Genomic DNA, 24,699 nt, shown 5'->3' on the forward strand with positions numbered 1-24,699 from the left:
GAGTCAATTTAAGACTGAGGAGTTGGCGTTCAAACACCCACTATCTGAGATTGAACTTATCGCCATCATCAAGAAGTACATCAATTGGCATAATAAGGAAAGACGCCAATTAGCATTAAACGGCATGACCCCGGAAGAATATCGGAATCATGCCGTTCAAGAAAGTGCATAAGCCTTTAATTATTTGACTGTCTACTTGACGCGGAGCCGCGCCGATAAAGGAGATCTTTTTTACTTTAAGACGCGCCAACGCGAGACTGTCCTTATTTCAGAAGAGCTTCGAGAGTCTGCCAAAACAGTTTTGGCAGAGATGCATCAGTACTGGCAAAAAAGATATACCCCCAAAGTACGAATCACGGCAAAATGTAAAAGTTGCTCATTGGCTGACATTTGCCTGCCGGTTCTGAATAAGAAAAGATCGGCAGCCCGTTATATTGAGGAGAGGTTAAAAGACTAATGAAAACGATCCTAAACACCTTGTTTATTTCTGGAGATGATTCGTATATTTCTCTCGACGGCGGCAATGCGAGAGTGTCAGTTGAACATGTCGTAAAAGGCAAAGTGCCACTTGTCAATCTAGACGCTATTGTCGCATTTACTCGTTTGGGTGCCAGTCCTGCATTGCTAGCTGAATGCTTGCAAAGAAATATTCCTATAAGTTTTTTGACACCTTCAGGAAAGTTTCAAGGAACCGTTGTTGGTGCAGTGAATGGCAATGTTGTGCTTAGGAAGCAGCAGTATCGCATCTCTGATGATCAAAATGCTTCGATTCCGTTTGCCAGAAACTTTATCATAGGCAAGATTTTTAACCAAAGATGGATGTTCGAAAGATACTTGCGCGATCATAGCTTAGTTGTTGACGTAAATCAGCTTAAACAGCTCTCACAAGCGCTTCAAGAGGCTATTGAAAAGCTACGTGAAGTCGACAGTCTGGCCGAGGTACGAGGTATTGAAGGAAATGCAGCGGCAAATTATTTTGGAGCCTTTGACAGTTTTATCCTGAAAAAGAGTACGGTTTTTACATTTAACGAACGCTCAAGAAGACCACCTATGAATGCCACTAATGCTTTGTTGTCATTCGCCTATTCGCTATTGGCTAATGAATGCGCCTCGGCCTTAATCACCGCTGGTTTAGATCCATATGTAGGTTTTCTCCATCAAGATCGCCCAGGAAGGCAATCCTTGGCATTAGACTTGATGGAAGAACTAAGAGGCGTGTACGCAGATCGGTTTGTTTTAAAAATGATCAATAAACAGATCTTAACCAAAACCGATTTTTTATATCAAGAAAGCGGTGCAGTTTTTCTGAACGAAGAGGGAAGAAAGAAGTTTCTAAATCAGTGGGCAAAGAAAAAGACAGAGAAATTAACCCATCCCTTCATTAACGAGCCAGTCATTTGGGGGATGGTGCCAATGATTCAAGCAATCTTACTAGCTAGAACCATTCGCGGTGATTTAGATGCCTATCCGCCGTTTCTGTGGAAATGAGGTGCAGAATGTTAATTGTGGTTGCTTATGACATCTCAGTTAAAGATCAAAAAGGAGCCAAAAGGTTAGCTAGAGTTGCAAAGATATGCTCACGCTATGGGCAGCGCGTTCAGAACTCGGTCTTTGAATGCCTGATCGATCAACTAACCTTTGTCAAACTGAAAACAGAATTAACAAAAGTAATTGTCGAAAAGACTGACAGTTTGCGTTTCTACAACTTAGGGGATCACTACAAGAATAAGGTAACGCATATAGGGACGAAAGAAGTGCTCGATTTGACTGATGCGTTGATATTTTAACTTGCAATGGCGGTGGGCAATGCGCTACTTTGTTAATGAAGGGAATGCTCTTCATCGTGGATTGGTTACCGAAGCTAAACAGCAATCTGCGCGAATTGAAATGGTTGTTCTTTCTGGTAAGAAAGGGAGAGAGATCTCCTGACCGGGATTTTTAAAATATTCGGTTGTTCTTTTTGGTTATGCGTGGTATTCTATCTTTGTAGAAAGGAGGCGATACTTCAGCCAAACTCTTGCAAGCGCTATCAATAAATTGAAACATCAACATTGGTTTATGAATTTGGAGGTGATGAAATGTCAACACAGAATTTTACGTTTGAGGTTTGGGGTGAGAACGCTCTTTTTACCGACCCTCTAACGAAGAGCGGTGAAAAGATGACTTACCAGGTGCCGACGTATCAGGCGTTAGTCGGTATTGCTTCGTCAATTTATTGGAAACCAACATTTGTTTTCATAATTGATAAAGTGCGGATCATGAACGAAATTCGCATTGAATCAAAAGCTATGCGACCATTTGACAAGAACCTTTCTCTGAGTAAGAATACGCTCGCTTACTATGCTTATTTGCATAAAGTCCGCTATCAGGTCGAGTGCCATATAGAGTGGAATTTACAACGTCCGGAACTGGTCGATGATCGCAATATCAAAAAGCACGCCGCAATTTTTAACCGGGCTTTAAAGGCTGGTGGCCGTCGAGATATTTTCTTAGGAACTCGAGAATGCCAAGGCTATGTCAAGCCGGTCACTTTTGGTGAAGGGGCAGGACATTACGATGACACTGATCGTCAGTTCGGCGTCATGGTACACGGATACAACTATCCCGATGAAACAGGTGATCCAATGTTGTCGGTTCGCTTGTGGGCAGCGAAGATGGAGAAGGGGGTCATTCATTTCCCACGTCCCGAGGCATGCACAATGGTTCAACCAATCAGAAAGATCAAGCAGTATACATGGCAGCATCCTGATACGATACAGACGGCGGATGCTCTGTACGCAGAAATGTTTGGAGGTGGCAGTCGATGACAGTTTTTCAAGAGTTGGTAAAAGTTTATGATGCCAATGAAGCGGCTGCCGGAAAGTTTGATCCAGCTGCTGGGTACACGCTCTTGCCACTTGGACATGTTTCAGTCAAGGTTGAGATTGAAGTGGCAATTGATCAACAAGGGAATTTTTTGGCAGCACGAGCATTGCCAAAGGATGAGCAACTGACGGTCATTCCAGCAACCATTGATGCGGCTACTCGTGCGAGCAATCCCGAAGCGTTTCCATTGCATGATAAGGTCAAGTATTGTGCCGGTGACTTGCTTCAATATGCCAAGACGGCAAAGAATAAACGAGACTTTGAAACCGCCCATCAAAAATATCTAGATTTATTAACCATGTGGGCAAGTGATCCGCAAACACCATCTGAGATCGGCACGATCTTGAAATATATTCAAAAAAATCGCCTGGTCAGTGACCTAGCTGCATCGCTTTCAGATAAGAAACTCATCCAAAAGGTCGAAAAAGGTGAGCCTTTTGTGAGATTTAGGGTAGATAATCCTGGACAACAACCGCCTTGGCGCGACACTCATTTGTTTAAAGCATGGACTGAGTTCTACCTTGCAGAGCAAAAGGCCGAAAATGATGATTTAGGAATCGACTATATTACGGGCGATAAAGTACCTACCACCAAAAAGATTGAGAAAAACGTTAATGCCTTGGCCAGTAATGCAAAACTGATTTCTGCCAATGACAACGCTAATTTCTCATATCGTGGTATTTTCCTGAATGACGATTTTTATTCTGTAGGGTATGCTCAGTCGCAGAAGATGACCCATGCATTAAAATGGCTCATACAGAGACAAGGCATTCATCAGGATTCGCGCGTATTCCTTTTTTGGACTAACGATCGTAACAACGAAACCATCAGTGATGCTGTTTCGACAATATCGCGTGGCAGACCTCTCAGCCAGCGGCGACTGCGGTTAATTGAAAAAGAGAAGAAAAGTCTTGAAAAAGTTTCTGATACAGGTCAGGAAGTTGCCTATAACTATCGTCGACGGTTAAAGGGTATGTTGGGTGACATTGAGATTGGCGATAATCATCCTGTCAATGTTCTTTTTCTTGATGCTGCCACAACAGGCCGCATGAGCGTCACTTATTATGATTTATTACAGACCGATGTTTTGAAAGCTAACTTAGAGCGGTGGGGTAACCAAGCTGCGTTTATTCGCAATTTTGGCGGAGAACAGCGGATTGTCATTCCTAATTTTTCTCAAGTTCTTCGCGCTGCTTATAGCACTGGGCATACAGGCGAACGCTTCAACACTGTAGCAAAACGCGCTATGACCAGATTGATGGTTGCCGTGATTCATGGCCGATCTGTGCCATCGGAAACCTTCAATGCCATATACAGGCATGTGCGACACCCAAAAAGTTATGACCATTTCACTGATTGGTACCGCGATCTTATCTATTTTTCTGCAGTTCAAAATTATAATTCAAAAGGGGCGACGGGTATGAGTCTTGATAAGAACAATCACGACCGATCTTATGTATACGGTCGGCTGCTTTCGGTAGCTGATACGGTAGAACGTACGGCACTTTATCAGCTGAAAGCACAAGGAGCAAATCAATCAGATAGGGAAACAACCGCTTTGAGGTTCTTTACCAATTTTTCTGAACGTCCGGCTACAACATGGAAGCGAGTTTGGTTGGCAGTTGTACGATCTTATCTAAATCGGTTAAGTGGAGGTTCAAGGACTTTTTTCCTACATCAAGTTGATGAAATCACTAATTTGATGCCGCCGGAAGAATTCGAAAGTGACGAACCACTTTCCACAATGTTTCTTTCAGGATTTTCAGCACAAAACGAGGCAAATCACATGAAGACAGCCAAACAAGGAGGAGATACAAATGACAAGTAACCCTTTGGATCATAAAATTGATTTTTCTGTTGTGATTGGCGTTAAAAACGCAAATCCAAATGGTGATCCGCTTGATGCCAATCGGCCACGGGTTAACGCTGATGGATTAGGCGAGATCAGCGATGTAGCCATTAAGCGCAAGATCCGTAATCGTTGGCAGGACATGGGGCTCCCTACTCTGGTACAACAACAGGATCGCATTACCGATGGTGTCACCAACATTCGGGATCGGGTAAAAATGAGTCAGGCAGTCAATGATGTTTTGGCCGAAAAACCAGACAAGGAGCCAAATTGGCGGGAAAAGTTTATTCAAGCAGCGACACAAAGCTGGCTTGACGTCAGAGCATTCGGGCAAGTGATGCCATTCAAAAAGGGGTTGAATGATGGTTTAGATGGCGTTTCCATTCCTGTTCGAGGGCCTGTCACTATCCAAGCAGCCTATTCAATTCACTCAATTTCCGTAAAAGAAGAGCAGATCACTAAGTCGATTAATTTGGAGCCCGGGGATACAAAAGGTTCAGATACGATGGGTACGAAGGCTATGGTGCCGTTTGGGGTTTATAAGTTTAATGGCAGTATCAATGTTGAACAAGCTGAACGAACTGGCTTTACAGAAGATGATGCCGAAGCACTGAAAAAAGCGTTAGAGACTCTGTTCGTCAATGATGCTTCGGCTGCCCGCCCTGAAGGATCAATGGTCGTACTAAAAGTAGTTTGGTGGGAACATGACTCCAAGCTGGGTAAACTGCCCCCATACCAGGTTCATGAAGCAACACAAGTTTCATACGGAGAAGATGCGTCAAGCTTTGCCCAAGTATCAATTAAAGTGAACGACCCTCATGTAGATGGCCTGCATGTTCAGGAAATTCAAGGGTATTAGTACTATGACAAGGCCGACTTTTATTGCTCACTGCACTGACGACAATCGATTTCAATCAGTGCACGATCATCTTTGGGCAGTCAAAAATCTCTGTGAAACTTATGCTGAGTCACTTCATCTATTACATGTGGCAGGATTAGCAGGATGGTTACACGATGCTGGCAAATATGCCCAACCCTTTCAGGACTACATTAACAAATCGCACGATGGTGATCCTAATACCCATCCTGGGCAGGTCAATCATGCTTTTGCCGGTGCCAGACTTTTGGGAGCTTTTTTAAACCAAAATTTTGATGACGATGCGATTTATCTTAGCGAATTGATCGAAAATGTTGTCATGGCGCATCACAATGCAGGAGGACCCTATGACTATGTGACGCCAACCTCTGGCGAATCACCATTCTTACAGAGACAATCTCAAGAAATCAAAGACTGGACCGTCTCAGAGATTAAGCAACACTTTTTTGAGGATTTTTCGCAAGCCTCTTTCAAAGCCTATTTGGATGAAGCAATCCACGAGATCTCGCTGATTCCCCCAGAACAACAAGAAAGTCAGGAAAACTTTTATCTGCGGTATATCGCTAGCTGCTTAATTGATGCCGATCACCTGGAAACAGGTGATTTTATGGTTGGTAAAACACCGCAGCAGGAGTCCCTAAGTGCTCCATTAGACGCATTGTGCAGAATAAATGAGGAGAAAGCGGTTTTACAGGCAAAGCAGAATGCAACGGATACCACAAGCGGGCGGGAGATGATCAATCGGCTTCGAGGCGAAATGTCGCAATATTGTTTAGCAGCTGGTCAGGCTGATCAGGGCATTTATAGCTTAAGTGTTCCGACCGGTGGCGGGAAAACTTTAGCGGGTTTGCGATTCGCCCTTAATCAGTGTGTGACGCATCATTTGGATCGTATTATCATTGTTTCACCATATACGACAATTATCGAACAAAACACGCGTGCTATTCGTCAGCGGCTTGATATTGATCCGAGCGACCGATCAACAGTACTGGAATATCATTCTGCGATCGGTGACGACCAAGTTGAACAGGATGATCCTAAAAATGATCGATACTATTATGCACGAGACACTTGGGATGCCCCTATCATTATGACAACACAGGTAGCGTATTTAAATGCGTTATATGGCAAGGGTAGCAAAAACCTTAGGCACATGCATCGTATGGTCAATAGCGTGGTTATTTTTGATGAGATTCAAAGCATGCCTACCAAGACAGTTGAAATGAACAATGTCGCTATGAATTGGTTGGCACATGAAGGCAAGTCTACTTTGTTACTTTGTACAGCAACGCAGCCGTCACTGAGTCACGATGTTTTGCCAATCGGAATTGATGCGCCAAAGGAAATAATTCCCGACATTCCTAGTGTGGAAACAGCGTTCAAAAGAACCGAGCTAGTTGATCATACTGCGAAAGTGTGGGAACTAGATGATTTAATGAATGGCTTGAAGTCTGAACTGACACGTGTTTCAAGTGTTCTTGCGGTTATGAATACTAAAAAGGCGGCCCGTCAGGCTTTCCAGCAGTTTAATGAGTTAAATCTGGATGTGAAAGGGTACCACCTGTCAACTGCGATGTGTGCTGCCCACCGTAAAAAGGTTATTAAGGCAATTCGTGAAAACCTGAAGAACCAAGTGCCAGTTGTTGTGTTCTCGACACAGTTGATCGAAGCAGGTGTCGATCTTAGCTTTGGCTCAGTTTTTCGGTCATTGGCCGGCATTGACAGTGTCATTCAAGCTGCTGGTCGGTGTAATCGAAACCACGAGACCAAAATTGGCCGAGTGCACTTGATACGATTGGATTCGGAGATTGAAAACATCAGCCACGGTTTGAATGATATTTCTGCAGGTGCTCATATTACCAAGACGTTGTTAAATCTTTATCCCCATGCTGATCCACTTTCAGCGAAAATTGTGTCCCAATATTTTCAACGTTACTATCAAGATCGCGGTGATCAATTAAACTACCCTGAGACAATAGATCACCAGAGGCTGAGCCTTCTCTCATTGATTTATGGGCAAAATGCTGAATCCGATCCGTTGATAAACAAGCAGGGGGTTGATGCGTATGAGAAAAAGCATGGACATGATGTTTATGGCGATCTTTTACATGTCTCTGCTCCTCAGAGTGTAACGAAACTGTTTGATCCGATCAATTCGAATACGATTCCAATTCTTGTCCAATGGGGACAAGGAAAAGAGATCGTCGGGAAAATTTTGAGTGGTCAGACACCCCTAGAAGAACTTTACCGACTATTAAAACAGGCTCAACAGTACGTCGTTCAAGTATTTGGTGATCAGCGTACTAGCGAAAACTTGGTTAAAAACGGTGTTGCACGGTTCGATGAGCGTTCGGGATTATGGATAGCCAGAGAGAGTCAATATGACGAAGAATTTGGATTGGATACCACTGACAAAGCTATGAACTATTTTGTGTAATTGACGATCTTAAGTTGGGATTTAGATAACTTGATTTGTTGTCGAAGTCTCAAGGACAGTGTAGTCTGAAGTGAGCGATACTCGGTTGAACTGAAAACTGCTTTCTGGTGACAAGATGATTCTTAGCATCACTCTTTGTAATACCTTCCCTTGGTGCGAATGTGGGGTAAACATAAAAACCCAGGGAGATTCGCACCATTTTTATATCTTAAAGTACCGTGTTGACGTTTTATCTAGGCTTTTTGATGTGTATAGTTCAGCACCAGCCGCAAGATATTGTGATCTTTAGGCTTTTTGTGCAATATCTTGCGGTCGCAGTCCACGTGACTGCGTGAATTGAAATGTCAATATAGGTATATGCAAGCCCACTACCATCGTCGCAGTCCACGTGACTGCGTGAATTGAAATAGAAACAGGTGGATGCAGCACTGGCTGATGCAACAGGTCGCAGTCCACGTGACTGCGTGAATTGAAATACCGCAAACGCAAACAACAGATTCGTGAACAGAATGTCGCAGTCCACGTGACTGCGTGAATTGAAATTAAAGGCTTCACCAGATCACGAATCGAATAAAGCGTCGCAGTCCACGTGACTGCGTGAATTGAAATACATGAAACAAATACGAGCACCGGCCAAAACGTAGGTCGCAGTCCACGTGACTGCGTGAATTGAAATACAACATGAGGCAAAACCGATTCTGGCTCATTACGTCGCAGTCCACGTGACTGCGTGAATTGAAATATGGATGAGTTTAGGGATAGCGGATATGCCGTGGCGTCGCAGTCCACGTGACTGCGTGAATTGAAATACGGTTCTTGGCCATGCCTAACATCGGGCCAAAGGTCGCAGTCCACGTGACTGCGTGAATTGAAATTATGGCAACTGTATTGAGCATGGCAAACTTTAAGGGGTCGCAGTCCACGTGACTGCGTGAATTGAAATACGCTAACCTCACTCATATCCACATCAGACAGTTCCGTCGCAGTCCACGTGACTGCGTGAATTGAAATCAATCGCTGATGTCACGCATCAGGGCGAATATCTTCTGTCGCAGTCCACGTGACTGCGTGAATTGAAATTGTTGGCGCGGTCATTCCCAGCGAAATAAAAGCAACGTCGCAGTCCACGTGACTGCGTGAATTGAAATTTGTTGCCGTCGTAAAGCTGCGGATTCTGGATCGTGTCGCAGTCCACGTGACTGCGTGAATTGAAATAATAACTCTGATTGGCAGAACAGTATCGGCAATACGTCGCAGTCCAGGTGACTGCGTGAATTGAAATAGCCTTAAGATCAGCCCCATCTTGCTTGATCTCCGTTGCAGTCTACGTGACTGTGTGAATTGAAATTGCTTCCGCTGCTGCGTGACTAATCCCAAAAGCTGTCGCAGTCCAGGTGACTGCGTGAATTGAAGTATAACCCGTGGTCTCTGCCATTTATAATTAAAAGTCGCAGTCCAGGTGACTGCGTGAATTGAAATCCCTTGTGCTCTTAAGGTTGGTGAAGCACAATTTTTTTAGTCCACACGGCGACATGAATTACAACTCGCGACAGTCTGAACCAAAGCAACGTTGCAGTTAGGCGTTTTGATAACTACCTGCATCGCAGTCCGCACAATTGAGTGACTCGAGAATAACAACAACAATACTCAATAACTGTGGCTTTAACAAAATGGCCTCTTTCCAATAACCGGGAAAAGGCCATTTTATTATATTGAACATTGAATTACATCTCGTCCATGATTAATATCTGTAAATCAACAATTCCACAGGAAAATACGCTGTTTATTCACGCACTTTGACAGTTTGATGATCTTGGAAATATGCTTGGGTTATCTCTCTCCAGCGTGTTTCATGAAAGACGGCTGCCTGATAAGGGTTAAGACCATATGTGCCAAGGGAGAAGCCGTCGTTTGCCTCAACGACTAAAGTACGATTATCCGCGGTAACACTAATATCAATGGAACACGCGCTTGGAGCTTCTTTCCAAGTCGCCACGGCAGCATCGATTATTGTGGGATCATATTGAACATGATAGTCACCCTTATAGGGGCGAACATCTAACACATGATGATTTAAAATAAAGCAGCGCCATTCGCGTACAAATTGGACAGGTTCACTTATCCAAATGGGGTAGTCATAAGTAACATTGAGACCAATTAAATCTTTTCGAGTTCGAACAACTCTACCTTCAAATAATTTTGTGTCAGCTTTTGGTTTAATAAAAACATTCCAATTTGTTTTGCTTTCAAAAATTTGACTGATAGTTCCAGGCTCAATTTTCCGACCGTAAAATGTCTGTAATTGATTAGGGTAATCAATGGGGCGAACCTTAATGTTCATGAGGTTAAAGATATGCTGCATTTGAAAGACATAATCTACAATGATGTCTTGATAAGCAAGCTCGCCAATCTCATCCAAAGTACTGTACTGGACGATTTCTTCCCCACGAAGATAAAATCCTGTTAAGAGCGTAAATGGCGATACCGAAAAATCGGTGGGAGGCTCTACCTTGCGAACGTATACTGTCACTGTAATCTATCTCCTTGCTCAAGGCCAATTTTCTGAAACCACTGGTGATAAAACTTTTTTGTGTCATAATCTTGCAATCCAGAAACCTGGCCGTCGCCAATTTCCACAATGATTAAAGTGCCATCCGCTTTCCTAGCAAAATCAATCGTGAAAAAAGGAGACCGAATTCTTTGACCACTTTCGCGAATGAAGATCAGGTCACCATCACCTAAACTATTAAAGTTGTGGTGCCAATAATCAATCATTGCAAGTGGTTTCGAGTGCCAATAAAAAACGCGATATTCTTCGTAAATTGGTGTCTCGTTCTTGAGATGAACACCGGTTTGTACAAAAGGCACAAACTCTCGGATGACGATGCCACCGACCAAATTTTCAGCTTGGCGTTGAATGAAGTTATGGATGATTGCTAATGCCTGATAATGATTTTGAGGATTCGGAATGTAAAATGCCGAATACCATTCATGCTTTCTGCTTTTGACAAAATCCTTGACAGTGATAGGACCATTGAATTGATCCAACAGTTTAATCAGTTCATTGTCAGTTAGATCATTTGTCCATGCAGATTTTAGTGTATTTGCATGATGCGCCCAGTTAGGAAGAAGATGTGTCATTTGGTAGGCTTCTTTATTTGTGAGCAAGCTTGCATTGGCACTTTCAACTAAAGTTTGCAGTAGACCATAATTTTCGGGCGTAAGCATCCACCCGCGGTAAATGACGATCGTTGATGATGGAAACTTTTTATTTAATTTTAGTTTCCCTTCCCCAAGCAACAAATCAAGATCAAACACACGGACATGTGTGGAATCGCCAGCAACCTGGTATTCTTCTGCATAGTCTGGGTCAGGCTCTCTTGGCCTTAATGGATTACTCGTGAACATTAAAGTTAAATTTCTTGGATTCATGGGTAAAGTCCTCGTCGTTTGGTTGTCAAAACGATCTGCTGTAGACAGTTTTTTTCTGGATGGACTATTGGTTCACCTAATGATAGCTAAAACGATGTCTATCGGCAAAACTATTTGTCATCAATTGTGATGACAGCAACCCTAAGCCAACCACTTATTCCGCTTCGCCATCTCCACCGCCTCAATCCGATTATGTACTCCGAGCTTACTAAAAATGGCCGAGAGATAGTTACGAACGGTACCTTCAGATAGAAACAAGGACGCAGCGATTTGTTTAGATGACAACCCGCTAGCAACCTCCGCCAAAACTGCCAGTTCGCGATCGGTGAGGGGATTGCTTTCGGCCGTGACCATGTTTGTCACCAGCTCTGGCGCGTAAATCGTCTGGCCGGTCATTACTTTGCGGATGACGGCGATCAAATCGTCACTTGGGCTATCTTTTAAAAGATAACCATTCACTTTAGCCGCAACGGCGCGCTCAAAATAGGCCTTTTGCGCAAAGGTGGTTAAAATAATGACTTTCGTTGGCAGGTCACTCTCATGAATTTTGTCGGCGACATCAAGTCCGGTCAGTTTGGGCATTTCGATGTCTAAAATGGCAACGTCAGGTTTGAGCCGCTGGATATCTTGCCATGCCGTTGCACCGTCTCCAGCACTTCCAAGCACGTGCAGATCATCCTCTAAGTCCAATAACTGGGTGAGTGCCGAGTTTAACATGCTTTGATCTTCCGCAAGATATAACGTAATCATGAGACTTGTTGCTCCTTTGGTAGTGTCAGTGTGACAAGGGTACCTTGTCGAGTGTGGGTGATTGTAAAGGTACCGTTCACTTCATTCATTCTTTGCTGCATGCCGCTGATACCATTTGATCCAGCACGAGCATAATTATTTTTAGATCGGCCGTCATCTTGAATGTTGACGATATAGGCGCTTGGCGTTTGTTCGAAGGTAATCTCAACTTGATGGGCATGCGCATGGCGTATCACATTCGTAATGGCTTCGGAAATGACCGGACTTAGATGAATCTGCACCTTGGTTGGCCATTCTGTGGCGTCATTTTCGCCGTCTGTCAGCAAAACCACATTGGCTTCCGCAAGATTTTTTCCTTGCGTTAACATCATCTCACTTAGCGACTGTTGGTGCAGGTCATTGACGATAGAACGAACCAGCTGCAAATCATGACGACTGGTTTGGGCAATGTCGTCCAGTTCCGGTCCGACGCGCTCAGGTGCCTTGTCCAGCAGCTTTTTGGCGAGCTCAGCCTTAAGGGTCATCATCGAAAAGCTCTGGCCGAGGGTGTCGTGCAAGTCGCGGGCAATCCGTTCGCGCTCACCACGACGAACGATGGCCTGCAAACGCCGATTTGTTTGCCGAAGTTGGCGTTGGCGGATAATGGATCGTGAGGCGGTATAGGCAAAGATTGGGGAGACAAGCGGGAAAACAAGATTGAGCAGGTTACCATTTGAGATATTTAAAGTACCCGGATGAACCAGATTAGCGCGCCATAGACCCACGAGAATAATGAGATAGAAGGCTGTGGCGAACCAATGAAAATATTTTCGTGGGTACCTCGCTAAGATAAAAGATACTTGCCAACCGGGATAAATGATCATGTAATCATTGAAGGCGAAGATGGCAAATAAACCGGTGATCGCCAGCTCCAGCGGAATGGTGACAGGTAGCCACCGGTCGATCTCGTTGACCAAAATGTAGACGACCAGAAATACCACGCCCAAGCCGAGCCAAATCCAGTCAGTGACCGATTTTGTCGGAACATATTGAGCCATGATATACGGCAAATAGACCAGCCAAATATAGCTGGTCCATTCAAGATTTATTAACCATGACCGAAGATTATGCTTCACCCAAAGCCACGCCCTTCCGTTGTTCATGTTTTGTCATGACAACCACCAGCAAACTGCCGAGTACAAACCAAACGGCAATCCCAACTAGATTTGATAAGTCTACTGTAGCACGTGAGGTCACCTGATTTAAGAGATTATTCACGAAGTAAGTCGGTGTCTCTTTGCCGATGGTTTGCAACCACTTCGGCAGCAGGCTGATCGGCCACCATAAGCCGCTGATAATGGCCATGGGGAAAGTGAGTAAGTTACTGGCCAGGCTGAGCATTTCTTCGCGCCGAATATGGGACAACGCAATACCGATCATCAGGATAGGCAATTGACCGACCAAAATAATGCCAAGGAAGCCTAACCACTGACCAGCATCAAGACTGACATTGTTAACGCCAATCGCAATGCCGCCTAAGACAATCACCGAAAGCAGGCTCATCATCAGCATCCAGAAAGTGATTGAGACGTAATAGGGAACCACACCTTTTGGCGATAATCTTAAAAATGTCGTGAATCCTTTGTCGCGATCGCGTTTCAAGATGGACGCAATGCTGAAGAGTGCTTCGAGGAGAATGCTAAAGACAATCATTTGATCCATATAACTAATATTAAATTGTTTGATTGCCACAGCAGAGCCACTGATCATGGCTTTGGTATAAAGCAGATAGAATCCTGCTGGCATCAAGAGCGAAAGGAAAATAAACGAAAAGTTGCGGAGCACCAGGCGCTTGCCGTCAAAGGCCACTTGAGCTAAGAATGTTTTCATGATTGTGGAACCTCCTGTTTCGTTAACTGTAGGAAAATGTCTTCAAGTGATTCGCGATTCAAGCTGATTTGATGTAGTCGATCAAGCATTGGTACGAGCGCTTTAAGCGTCTGATCACCGTTACGGCTATGAATAACCAGTTTGTCCCCCATACTATGGACCTGGTCAACGTCAGCAAGTCCGCTAAAAATGGCTGGTTGCAGATCGGTTTCACAAGTAATTGTGGCGCCCAGATGTTGTTTTTGAAGCTGTTGTAAGGTGCCATCGAACGTAAAGCGGCCATTTTGCAAGATCAATAAGCGATCGGCAATTTGCTGAATTTCTTCAAGGTAGTGACTAGTAATGACGATGGTCTTGCCTTGTTGCCGCAGTTGTTCAACTTGATCCCAAAAGGCTTTTCGAGCATTCGCGTCCATGCCGACAGTCGGTTCGTCTAGGAACAGCAGATCAGGTTGGCCGATTAACGCAACAGCAAAGGTGACACGGCGCAGTTGGCCGCCGGAGAGATTGCCGAGACGCTGGGTCTTGAGTTGCGTTAGGTTCAGATCGGCAAGCAAGCTGTCTGGGTCAAGCGCATGCTCAGTCTGTTCAGCGGCAAGTTTTAACATATCGCCAACAGTAATGCCGGGGATGATCATGTCGCCTTGAAGCATCGAGCCAATTCGGGCCTTGCTAGTGGGGTTACCGGGCTTTTTGTCAAAAACGCTGACGGCACCTTCTCCTGATAAAAGCCCTAGCAAGATGTTCAGTAGCGTTGTTTTACCAGCACCGTTGACGCCGATCAACCCGATGATTTCACCGCTGTGTACGGTTAAGTTAATGTCTTTTAAAACCTGTTTCTTGTCATAGTTAAATTTTAGATGTTCTGTTTGAATGATTGTGGTCATGTCGTCCACCTCCACAACTGATACTACGTGACTATGGGATTGGGTAGTAGTCGTGAATGTCATGAAAGTGGTGTGACAAATGTCATGTTTTGCGAAAAGTCTGACAGCCTGCTGGATGTGGGCGCTATTGTGCGAGGCATTCTTCTTGTATAATGGAAGGCATCAGACAGTGGTATGTACATAGAAAGGAACCATCTTATGGCAGCAGCCTTATCAGCACCTTTGCGGCAGTTATTATTGGCAACTCAATTAGGTTTGAGCGTGCATCATCCGCTTGCCGGGTGGTTCGTGTTGACGATTCTTTACCGCGATGCCGGCAGTAGCAGTGAACCCGTTACGTTAAGTTACCTGGCACGAAAATATAACAACGATTATCTGGACACAAGCGGCGGCGAAACGCCGATTGCCGATGATGTTTTGAAGAAAGTGCTCGATGTGCTGGTCACGCAAGCCGGTTTGGTCGAGATGAATCCGCGAAAAGTGCGTGCTCGTATGCACAATGGCAGCTACCATATTGTTCAATCCTATGTTTATCGGATTACCAGCAGTGGCATTGAATATTTGAAAATGATGCAAAAAGTCATCGACGCTGAAACAACGATTACCGCTAACACAAATCGGATTCAGGAATATGTTGATTTGGTTGCGAAACTGAGTGTACCGGTACGTTCAGGCGCTGACACGCAGCTTTACAATGATTTTCAAAACATGCTGAATGCTTATGACGATGTGATGAAAGGCATTCATAAACTTGAGGATGACCTTGATGAACTAGCCAATGATATCGCCTTCAATCACGGTAGTCAGGCGGCCAGCCACCTGCAGCAGATGTTGCGCCACAAAGCCATTCCCGCTTATCAGCAGATGCTGAATCAGGCGTCACGGATTCAAGGCTTAGCAAATGACGCGACTTTTGCCGATCAAATTGCCCATTCCCAACAAGGCAGTGATGATCTTGATGCTGCTCGGGCGGTTGGCCGTCAAGAAGCGTTAGTGATGCGGCTGCAACGGACCAAACAATGGGCGCAGGCACAGATGACCAGATTAGCGCTCAGCATGAGTCCGACTGCCACGGCGATTGACAGTAGTCTGGATTCAATTTATTTAGTGTTTAATACGTTACTGGGCATTGTTCACTTGTTGAGTCAGGAGTTTGAACATGCCAAGCGCCAAACCATTGACATCAAGGCGCTGTCCAAAAAGTTAGACGGCTTGCTGGCGCACTATCAACAGCTTCACATTCCGGCGCAGGTGCCACGGCACTTACCGGCAGATCGCGAGGTAGAAGACCCCGGCGATTTGCTTGATGCTTCAACAATGGGGCCGGTCAGCTACTTGGCGAATCCGACCCGTAAGCAGCCAGCCAGCGAAACCGATAATCCGGATGTCACCGATGATGCACCTACCGAACAGGCACAGATGGCCGGGCTACGCGAATTTCGCCAAACGCTGATGGTAGATGATCGTCACGGTCGGGTAGATCACGATTTGACGTTGCAGACCGTCACGGCGCGAGATGAGATTATCAAGTTATTTGCAGCAACATATCACGAGGATCTGACTGGTTTTGCTCCGTTCGGTCGTCTCGCCAAAACGGTGAATGCTTTGCCAGACACGCCGCCATTACAATTGCAGGTGGCCGGAGAAGATTATGCGGTCGTGTTGCCGTGCGGTTTTAAGTTTACGTTTGCTTGAGGAGAACACTTATGGCCAGAATTACCAAGTTAGACCAACTTGTCATCAATGAACTGCTGGATCATGGCGTGTTCACAACGACGCCTTTACCCGCTGCGACCCAAATCAGTCGCGCTGCCATTAGTGAACTCAAAAAGCCGTCCGTGCAGCAACGACTCAGTTACTATTTTAAAAATATGTTCGGGGCAACGCCGGAGAATTTTCAAGAGAATCTTTTCTTCATGATTGGTAAGGAAGAACTTTCGCCAGAAGTCGTGCATGTGCTTTTGGCAACCGTGAAAACGATCATCAATGAGCCGGAATTACAGAGCAATTTGGAGGACCGCGCCATTCCTACGCAAAAAATCGTCCGTCAGGTGCACAGCGAAGTGACCGAGCTTGACGAACGCGAATTACTGCGCTGCATTGATTCACTATTTGTGAAACGTTTTGGGCTGTTCACTCCGGACAGACTTGAGGAAGGGGCAGAAAATGTTCCTGCCGAAATCGATGATTACTGGGAGATCCATCCCAACTTTAACGAATTTGCCCAAAACTTAGTCGATTTTTTGACCAATGACCAAACGCAGCCGGCTTTGAGCGAGGTTCAAAAGGTCAATCGGGTGTTGTTGACGGAACAATTCATGAGTCCCAAAACCACGCAGCAACTTTGGCCTGTCCTCGTGGCCCATAAAGAAGCCATTGCCGAGCAGTGGACTCAAGGTGGCCGGTTCGTTTTGGAAGTCGGGGATCAGTATGCGTTATTGTTGGATCAACAGCGGCAGCCCAGCGTTGCCAAGCCTTACCTTGCTGCGTTAGTGGTTGCCCATCAACTGGGGGCAGGTGTGGCAGCCGATGACTTGACTGGCTTAATCAAAACCGTGACTGCCGAGCTGTTCCCGGGCTTCACGATTCAGCCAAGTCAGGTAAAGGCTGCCTTACTTGAAAATGACTTAATGCGTGCTCAGGATGATTACTGGGTGCCAACGCCGATTGTGGCGCGGTTTGCGGTGACGCAGGATGAAGAAAGCAAAGAAGGAGCTAAATCTTGACGCAACAATTAGTGCCAGTCAGTTATCATTTGCGTAATTTTAATAAGTACGCCAAGTTGGACATGCAAGCGGCTGAAAATGGCAATCTGACCTTGATCGGCGAAAATGCGGTCGGCAAAACGACGCTTGCCAACTGTTTCTTTCCAATGCTGATTGATGGTGCCATTACGACGCCATCGTTTAACCCAGCTAAGAACACAGAGAAAGTTTCGCAAAGTGCAAGTGTCCGCAATAGCAGTCGGGATACACGAACTTTTGAATCGATGCTGCTTGGTTGGGGCCCGGGCGCCATGAAGGTCCGAACCGGCTATAGTTACGTTTTGATGCGCTCGGATCAGCGTCAGGTCATCTTAGGTCTTGGTGCGACGCGGGTGCAAGATGATCCGCGCAAGCCGACCTGGTGGTTTATTGTTATCGCGCCGAACCCGGCTGATGCGTTAGAGCTTCACACAACGGATGCTGAAGGGAAAAGTCTGGACAAAAATCAGTTTAAAGCTGCGAATGCGGGACTGGGTGACCAATTGCATGTGTTTGATCGGCCGGAAGATTACCGAGAATTTGCGGCAACGCGAATTTATGGCTTCAGTGATGGTAAAGTGTTAGGCCGCCTAGCGAATGCCTATCGCTTGTTAGCCTCGCCGACATTGACTTCCGGCAATGAAAAGTTCGCACCGATTCTTGCGGCATTAAAAGACGCCCAGGAAGGTATCGATGATATGGTGATTCGCCGAGTCGCTGACAGTCAGCATCAGGTGAATACGTATCGCGGACTATTAAAACGAATCAGTGAAGGCCAGCGACGATTGAAGCAAATGAAGTCGCGGATCTTTTGGCATAACCTGAATCATCTTCAAGAGATTTTATTGGCGCCATATAGTCAGCGGTTTGCCCGCAATGCCGCCAATCAGGAAAAATTGACCCATACGCAGCAGGAAGTACAGGCTTATTCCGCACAATTGGCTGATTTAAAGCAAGCAGTAACGGAAATAACGGAGCAGGTTGAGCAGTTGCGCAATGAAAAAGCCGAGCAGGATCAGCTGATTAAGCGGCGGGCACAATATGAGCAACAGATTAAAACTAGCCAAGCTGAATTAGATCGTTATCGCGAGACACAGCAAAAAGTCGCAACATTACAGCAGCAGCTCGCAACCTTGGCCATCAAACATGACCGGATTAAACAACAGCTAGCCGGTCATAAGCAGACCAATCTTTCCCCGATCAGAGTCAAATTACTCGCCCTGACCAGCACCTTGAACAACTTTTCCCAGGTGATGCAGGCTGATGACTGGCGGGATATTGAAGCGGGGCTTGGACATTACATTCATCAAGTCTCATCGGCGAAGGTTCAGTATGATGGGCTGGAAGAGACGATCAATCGTCTTAGCACAGATGTGGGTATTACCAAGCAGATGCAAGCCAAAATGGGAACTGCGATTGATACGCGAGTGCAGGGTTTTGGTAGCGGCCGGGTTCATGATGGTTTGCAGGAAGACAACCGGACCATTCATGAAGCAGGCGCGGCGCAAATGAACACGCAATATCAGCCTTTGCGTGACCAACAGTCAACAATCCTGAAAAAGCAGCCGGATTTGGCTGTGATTTTGAAAGATCCAACGACTCTGTCCCAGTTGAAGGATCTGCGCAAACAGCTCAAACCGCTGGTGCAGACTTTACTTCGCATACAATCTCTGTTAACCGCTAATGAAAGCGAGCAAAAAGCGCAGCAGAGCAACCTTGATACTTGGTTAGACTTCTTTGATCCCGACTTTGACGAGGACGAGTTGGCGCAAACCATCGCGCGGCTGAAGGCCGAAAAAGCGGCATTGAAAATTGATTCGGAATTACCGAAACGTTTGGCCGCGGCAGCTACCAAGCAAAGAAAGTTAACCCAACAGTTGCAAAGCGTGGAAACCGAAATCGCCACCAGACAAGGGGTCATCAATACTTTGACTGGTACGATTAAAGCAGACACGGCGCAATTAGCCAAAGAGGCGGCAGATGCTGCAGGAAAGCTTAAAACGTTGAGGCCGTATTTTCCAGAGGACGTTCACCTTACCGATATTGATGGGTTGTTGGCCTTTTCCACGAGCAATCGCGCTAAAATTCGCAGCAGCAATTATGCCGATATCAGTGATCAAATTGGTCGCCTGATTCATCGCCATGACGGTCACGGAGAGGATCAAAATGCACTCGATGTGTTGTTTGCCGATCGCGGCTTTCCTGCTGAAGCCAGTGCAATGCGCCAACAACGTTCGGTCGCAGACAATGGCTTGACCGTGGTGGCGTTTGACGTTAACAAAGCATTGAAACTTTTAGATGATGATCATGCCGCGGTGGAGAAAGCTTTAGCTGAAGAACAAAGCGGCAATGACATGGCTTATACGACCTTTGTCCAGGCGGCAACGGCAGCGATCAGTGCGCAGTACAACGTCATCACGACTTACAACCAGATTCTTGCGGCTGGGGCCGGTAATCAACACATCAAACTGAGAGTCCGCTTGACGCCAATCAAAGGGATCGCCCCTGAAGCCATCGAAGAAGCCTGTGATCCGCAGCGCCAACAGCGGCCACATCTTGAAGCGTTGGTGAAACAGCGTCTCGATCAACTTGCCAACAACACCGAAGTCTCAAACGACGATGACGCGTTCTTTGCTGCTGCGCGGGAGTTGCTCGATACGCGCGAATGGTCCGATTTTGAGGTACTGATTCGGCGTCGTCAAAGTGGCGAAAACGATTTTGAAGTCGTGGATGATAAATTTGTTCAGTCTGGCGGTTCGGGCGCGGAAAAGGCGCAGGCGATGGTGTTACCACTCTTGCTGGTGCCGAAAATGGTTTTGCAACGGTCGAATCGTGCCGATGCACCGCATTTGGTCATGTTTGACGAGTTTGCCGATAAACTCGATCCGGAAACGGCTAAATCTTTTGCCAAGACGATTGTTAATTTTGGCTTCAGCTTTATTGCTACGATGCCAAGCGGGGCGCAAAACAAGCTTTTGGCAGACGGCGTCGACAACATTGTGTGGGACGTCATGGCCTCACCGCAGCAAGGCGACGGCCGCTTTCATTTAAATCGCGTTCAGCAGAACTTTATTTGGAAAAAGGATGCCGATAATGATTGAGTCATGGATTAGTTAGGTGAGAGGGGGATAGCAAGGATGAGTCGTTACAGCGATGCTTTTGAGAGTCAGACAGGCCAAGTGGCACCAGAAAAAGCTGCACAACTAGATCGATTGTTTGATCAAATTGCGCGCGGGAAAGCCTTGCCGCCTCGCGGACAACAGGCAGTCGCGCTGGGATTAACCGCTCATACGTTGAACGATCCGCACGAAGATCCGCCGCTTTTTGCTTATTATCGCTGGGTCATGACCCATTGCTTTCAGTCTGGCCAAGTCAATGAACTGACGGCACGCCTCATCGGAATGGCGTTTACCTCGGCCAATATTTTTGCGACCGACCTGCCTCAGCCGCTGACATTGAATCCCTGGCAGCTCAAACCTATGCTCGACTTTCCGTTGAAAAACACGCAGGCGGTAGTGATTGAAAACAATGGCGTCTTCGCGTTGCTGCATCAAGAGCATCCGGATTGGCCATTAATTTTGCAATCCGGCAATGACTTCAATGATGTTTATGTTCAGCTTATCCAGCATCTGGAAGAACGCGGCATGTGTTATGCGTATTTAGGCGATCTCGACAGCAAAGGCGTTCAAATGGCCGATCAATTCGCGCGATTGTTAAAACAGACCGCTGCAAAAGACGTGGCGGCTTTGCAGACACCTAAAGATGTTCGCATCTGGCTGGCCGATATGGGGAAAAAAGATCCACATCGTACTAGGAAACTAAAGGTCGTGACGCCTGTCTATCAGGCCGAGATGACAACGATCACGCTTTTTGGAAAGTTTGTTGAGCAGGAACAGCTGATGGGGATTTATGAAATGCGGATTGGGGAGTGGCTGAAGACTAAGAATTAAACTTTTCTCCCAGAGTCAATAATCATTGCAAGTAATCGGTTCAGGTAATATAGGAGGTGACACAGTGTCACTTTATATATTGGCTGAACCGATTTTTTTGCTTTCAGGGTTAACAGAAATGACGCTTTTAGCAAAATCTATTATTAACACACTAGCTGACAAACAATGGTCAGTTGAAACTGGGGAGGCGCCAATGACTAGGAAAAAGCTTAAAAAGTTGGGTTCTGATGAACGTTTCACATTTCAGGCAAATTATGCCGGCATTGGGATGAAGCGGACGATGCGCGGGAAAATCAATACGCGCTTTTTGCCAACTATCTTGTTTGAACACGTTATGCTTGGCGATCAAGAGGTGACAGATCATCTTTGGCTTAACTATACGAAGCAGTTTGCCGAATTGGGACTTTTGACCAAAGGCGAGATTATTCAATTCAATGCGCGTGTGCATCGGTATAAAAAAGGCTATGCGGAAGCAAAGGTCACAGATTACGGTTTACAACGGCCAACCAAAGTATCCATTATCAAGAGCATGACAGAAGACCGTGCCAAATTACCGCCGTTACCTGATGAGAAGAATGCCTTGATCGGGCTTATTATGAAAACCAATAAGGACACTTACCTCAAAAGCGGTCGCGGATTTGACCAGTGGTATGTCGATCAATATGAAGCGTGGTTGCAGACGGAAAGCAACTTGACCAAGTACTGATCTTTTGCCGAAAATCAGTCAAAGTACGAATCCTTAAAAGAAAAGCAGCCGCAATTTTGGTAATATGGTATTTATTGAGTCAGCAACAAGCCAAGTAGAAATTGTGAGGAACGTTAAATTGATTGAAGAACAAACTGTCCAGTTAATGCAACAGGGTTTAACCGACATCACCCATCATCAGATCAGCGCCGTTTTGAATCTGATGCAAGAAGGCAATACGGTGCCGTTTATTGCCCGTTATCGAAAGGAAATGACCGGCAGCCTCGACGAAGTGCAAATTCAGGCGATTGAGGAAGCGTACAAGCATGTGACGGCCTTGCAGGATCGCAAAGAGGCGGTGATCAAAAGCATTGCCGAGCAGGGAATACTGACGCCTGAACTGGAGCGGCAGATTCATGCCAGCACGAAGCTTCAAGATGTCGAGGACATTTACTTACCTTACAAGCAGAAGCGGCAAACCAAAGCAACCATTGCCAAGGAGCGCGGACTTGAACCGTTTGCGCGCTGGCTGCTGTCGTTTCCCAGTGGCAGTTTGAATGACGAAGCGCAGAAATACGTAGACGCGGACAAAGAGCTTGCATCAGTGCAGGATGTTTTGGACGGAGCACATGAAATTCTGGCAGAAACGTTCAGCGAGATCGCCGCCGTTCGTAACTGGGTGCGCAATTTTACGATGCGCACCGGAACCATTCGCACTACAGTTAAAACCAAGGGTAAGGACTTGGATGAAAAGGGTGTTTACCAGCAGTTTTATGATTTTGAAGAAACCATCAAAAAAATGACCCCAACCCGAACGCTGGCCATTAACCGCGGCGAAAAAGAAAAGATTCTGACGGTCAAGGTACAGGTCGATCCGGCTTCGGTTATGCAATATTTTCACTTTAAAATCATCGACAATCGTCCTGACAGCGAAGCAACGGCATTCATTGAAGACGCCTATCAGGATGCTTATAAGCGGTTTGTCGGCCCGGCTATTGAGCGGGAAGTGCGCGGCACGTTAACGGTTGATGCTGAAGAAAAGTCGATTAAAGTCTTCGGCCAGAACCTGTACAACTTGCTGATGCAGGCGCCGATCAAGGGCAAGGTTGTCCTCGGCTTTGATCCTGCCTACCGCACCGGTTGTAAGTTGGCGGTGGTAGATGAGAACGGTAAATTTCTTGATAAAGCAGTCATTTATCCGCACAAACCGGCGCCGGAAAAGAAACGCGAGGCGGCCGCACCTGAGCTGATTGCTTTACTCGAAAAGTACCAGGTAACCATGATCGCCATTGGTAATGGAACGGCGAGCCGCGAATCAGAACAGTTTGTTTCAGAAACGCTCAAGCAGATTAAACGCGATATTTACTATGTGATCGTGAATGAAGCCGGTGCGTCGGTTTATTCTGCCAGTCAGGAAGCGCGTGATGAATTTCCTGATTTGCAGGTTGAACAGCGTAGCGCGATCAGTATTGCACGCCGGCTTCAGGATCCGCTTGCCGAACTGGTGAAAATTGATCCGGAGTCAATCGGTGTTGGCCAGTATCAACATGATTTACCGAGTAAAGAGCTGGCCAATGAAGTAGATGCGGTCGTTGAACGCGCAGTTAACCGAGTTGGTGTGAACCTGAATACCGCAAGTTACCAGCTGTTGACGCGTATTTCCGGTTTATCAAAAACAATCGCGCTCAATATTGTGCACTATCGGGATGAAAACGGTCGTTATAATAGTCGCACTGAGCTGAAGAATGTGCCGCGCCTAGGGCCAAAATCCTTTGAACAGTCAGTCGGTTTCCTGCGTATCATCGGCGGCAAGCAGCCACTGGACAACACCGACATTCACCCGGAAAGTTACCCGGTCGCCAAAAAGATCTTGGCAGCGGCAGGTCTATCTGAAGCAGACCTTGGCGATCAACAAGCGGTCGCCAAAGTCAGCAACGTTGACCTAGCACCATTCGTTAATGAAGGCGTTGGTGCCGAAACGCTCGAAGATATTGTCGCCAGCTTGCAAAATCCGGGTCGAGATTTGCGCGACAACATGGCGGTACCGCTTTTGCGCAAGGATGTTTTAACCATGGCGGATCTGAAGCCGGGGATGAAGCTGGAGGGAACCGTGCGTAATGTTGTTGATTTTGGCGCCTTTGTCGACATTGGCGTGAAACACGACGGCTTAGTCCATGTCTCCAAAATGGCCCACAGGTTCGTTCGCGATCCGAAAACTGTTGTGGCGATTGGTGATATTGTTGAGGTCTGGATTGAATCGGTGGATCTGGCTCGGGAACGGATCCAGTTGACGATGGTTGGACCTGAAAGTAGTAAGTAAGCATTAGCCAAACTTAATTTCTTTAAAATGACCA

Annotated in this window: 20 protein-coding genes and 1 CRISPR repeat array; of the genes, 14 read left to right on the plus strand and 6 right to left on the minus strand. The window is 46.1% G+C overall.

Going from position 1 to position 24,699, the window contains the following annotated elements; genetic code table 11:
- Positions 1-22: 22 nt before the first annotated feature.
- The 8 genes from BVJ53_RS15555 (at position 23) to cas3 (ending at position 8,028) form a co-directional block, all read left to right on the plus strand.
- Complete coding sequence (locus BVJ53_RS15555) at positions 23-172, plus strand: IS3 family transposase (RefSeq protein ID WP_414467415.1); 150 nt, start codon at positions 23-25, stop codon at positions 170-172.
- Between the two features lie 12 nt (positions 173-184).
- Positions 185-457, plus strand: a complete 273-nt coding sequence (locus BVJ53_RS01270) for a CRISPR-associated protein Cas4 (protein ID WP_414467414.1) — start codon at positions 185-187, stop codon at positions 455-457.
- A complete protein-coding gene (gene cas1c / locus BVJ53_RS01275; protein ID WP_129300806.1) occupies positions 457-1,488 on the plus strand; it encodes a type I-C CRISPR-associated endonuclease Cas1c in 1,032 nt (343 codons plus the stop codon). The genes BVJ53_RS01270 and cas1c overlap by 1 nt, the downstream gene beginning before the upstream one ends.
- Before the next feature lie 8 nt (positions 1,489-1,496).
- On the plus strand, positions 1,497-1,787 hold the full coding sequence (cas2, locus tag BVJ53_RS01280) for a CRISPR-associated endonuclease Cas2 (RefSeq protein WP_047105994.1): 291 nt from the start codon (positions 1,497-1,499) through the stop codon (positions 1,785-1,787).
- Positions 1,788-2,078: 291 nt separating this feature from the next.
- The gene (gene cas5c / locus BVJ53_RS01285) at positions 2,079-2,807 is read left to right on the plus strand and encodes a type I-C CRISPR-associated protein Cas5c (RefSeq protein ID WP_070651728.1); all 729 of its coding nucleotides are present in this window, start codon (positions 2,079-2,081) and stop codon (positions 2,805-2,807) included.
- Entirely contained in the window at positions 2,804-4,693 is a 1,890-nt protein-coding gene (gene cas8c, locus BVJ53_RS01290; protein WP_129300807.1) for a type I-C CRISPR-associated protein Cas8c/Csd1, read from the plus strand. Before cas5c ends, cas8c begins: the two co-directional genes overlap by 4 nt.
- Complete coding sequence (cas7c, locus tag BVJ53_RS01295) at positions 4,683-5,573, plus strand: type I-C CRISPR-associated protein Cas7/Csd2 (protein WP_129300808.1); 891 nt, start codon at positions 4,683-4,685, stop codon at positions 5,571-5,573. Before cas8c ends, cas7c begins: the two co-directional genes overlap by 11 nt.
- A gap of 4 nt (positions 5,574-5,577) precedes the next feature.
- Complete coding sequence (gene cas3 / locus BVJ53_RS01300) at positions 5,578-8,028, plus strand: CRISPR-associated helicase Cas3' (RefSeq protein WP_158280555.1); 2,451 nt, start codon at positions 5,578-5,580, stop codon at positions 8,026-8,028.
- Positions 8,029-8,339: 311 nt separating this feature from the next.
- A CRISPR array of direct repeats spans positions 8,340-9,507; the repeat unit is 32 nt; unit sequence GTCGCAGTCCACGTGACTGCGTGAATTGAAAT.
- Positions 9,508-9,811: 304 nt separating this feature from the next.
- Here cas3 and BVJ53_RS01305 read toward each other — a convergent pair.
- The 6 genes from BVJ53_RS01305 to BVJ53_RS01330 form a co-directional block, all read right to left on the minus strand.
- A complete protein-coding gene (locus tag BVJ53_RS01305; RefSeq protein ID WP_129300810.1) occupies positions 9,812-10,558 on the minus strand; it encodes an ATP-grasp domain-containing protein in 747 nt (248 codons plus the stop codon).
- Positions 10,555-11,460 carry an ATP-grasp domain-containing protein gene (locus BVJ53_RS01310; RefSeq protein ID WP_129300811.1) on the minus strand — a complete coding sequence of 302 codons (906 nt, stop codon included), beginning with the start codon at positions 11,458-11,460 and terminating at the stop codon, positions 10,555-10,557. The genes BVJ53_RS01305 and BVJ53_RS01310 overlap by 4 nt, the downstream gene beginning before the upstream one ends.
- 141 nt (positions 11,461-11,601) lie before the next feature.
- Positions 11,602-12,210, minus strand: a complete 609-nt coding sequence (locus BVJ53_RS01315; RefSeq protein ID WP_070651738.1) for a response regulator transcription factor — start codon at positions 12,208-12,210, stop codon at positions 11,602-11,604.
- A complete protein-coding gene (locus BVJ53_RS01320; protein WP_414467416.1) occupies positions 12,207-13,247 on the minus strand; it encodes a sensor histidine kinase in 1,041 nt (346 codons plus the stop codon). The genes BVJ53_RS01315 and BVJ53_RS01320 overlap by 4 nt, the downstream gene beginning before the upstream one ends.
- 67 nt (positions 13,248-13,314) lie before the next feature.
- Positions 13,315-14,079: an ABC transporter permease gene (locus BVJ53_RS01325; protein WP_129300812.1), complete on the minus strand. Its 765-nt coding sequence runs from the start codon at positions 14,077-14,079 to the stop codon at positions 13,315-13,317.
- On the minus strand, positions 14,076-14,966 hold the full coding sequence (locus tag BVJ53_RS01330; protein WP_129300813.1) for an ABC transporter ATP-binding protein: 891 nt from the start codon (positions 14,964-14,966) through the stop codon (positions 14,076-14,078). The genes BVJ53_RS01325 and BVJ53_RS01330 overlap by 4 nt, the downstream gene beginning before the upstream one ends.
- Positions 14,967-15,164: 198 nt before the next feature.
- Between BVJ53_RS01330 and BVJ53_RS01335 the strand changes: the two genes are divergently transcribed.
- From BVJ53_RS01335 to BVJ53_RS01360, 6 genes are all read left to right on the plus strand, one after another.
- Positions 15,165-16,661: a hypothetical protein gene (locus tag BVJ53_RS01335; RefSeq protein WP_129300814.1), complete on the plus strand. Its 1,497-nt coding sequence runs from the start codon at positions 15,165-15,167 to the stop codon at positions 16,659-16,661.
- Between the two features lie 11 nt (positions 16,662-16,672).
- A complete protein-coding gene (locus BVJ53_RS01340) occupies positions 16,673-17,692 on the plus strand; it encodes a hypothetical protein (protein WP_129300815.1) in 1,020 nt (339 codons plus the stop codon).
- A complete protein-coding gene (locus BVJ53_RS01345; protein WP_167470149.1) occupies positions 17,689-20,811 on the plus strand; it encodes an SbcC/MukB-like Walker B domain-containing protein in 3,123 nt (1,040 codons plus the stop codon). The genes BVJ53_RS01340 and BVJ53_RS01345 overlap by 4 nt, the downstream gene beginning before the upstream one ends.
- Before the next feature lie 36 nt (positions 20,812-20,847).
- The gene (locus tag BVJ53_RS01350; RefSeq protein WP_129300817.1) at positions 20,848-21,660 is read left to right on the plus strand and encodes a DUF2399 domain-containing protein; all 813 of its coding nucleotides are present in this window, start codon (positions 20,848-20,850) and stop codon (positions 21,658-21,660) included.
- Between the two features lie 64 nt (positions 21,661-21,724).
- Positions 21,725-22,366 carry a hypothetical protein gene (locus BVJ53_RS01355; RefSeq protein ID WP_238150124.1) on the plus strand — a complete coding sequence of 214 codons (642 nt, stop codon included), beginning with the start codon at positions 21,725-21,727 and terminating at the stop codon, positions 22,364-22,366.
- A 118-nt stretch (positions 22,367-22,484) separates the two neighbouring features.
- The gene (locus tag BVJ53_RS01360) at positions 22,485-24,665 is read left to right on the plus strand and encodes a Tex family protein (RefSeq protein ID WP_129300818.1); all 2,181 of its coding nucleotides are present in this window, start codon (positions 22,485-22,487) and stop codon (positions 24,663-24,665) included.
- Positions 24,666-24,699 lie beyond the last annotated feature (34 nt).

This window comes from Lacticaseibacillus chiayiensis (assembly GCF_004123795.1).
GTDB lineage: Bacteria > Bacillota > Bacilli > Lactobacillales > Lactobacillaceae > Lacticaseibacillus > Lacticaseibacillus chiayiensis.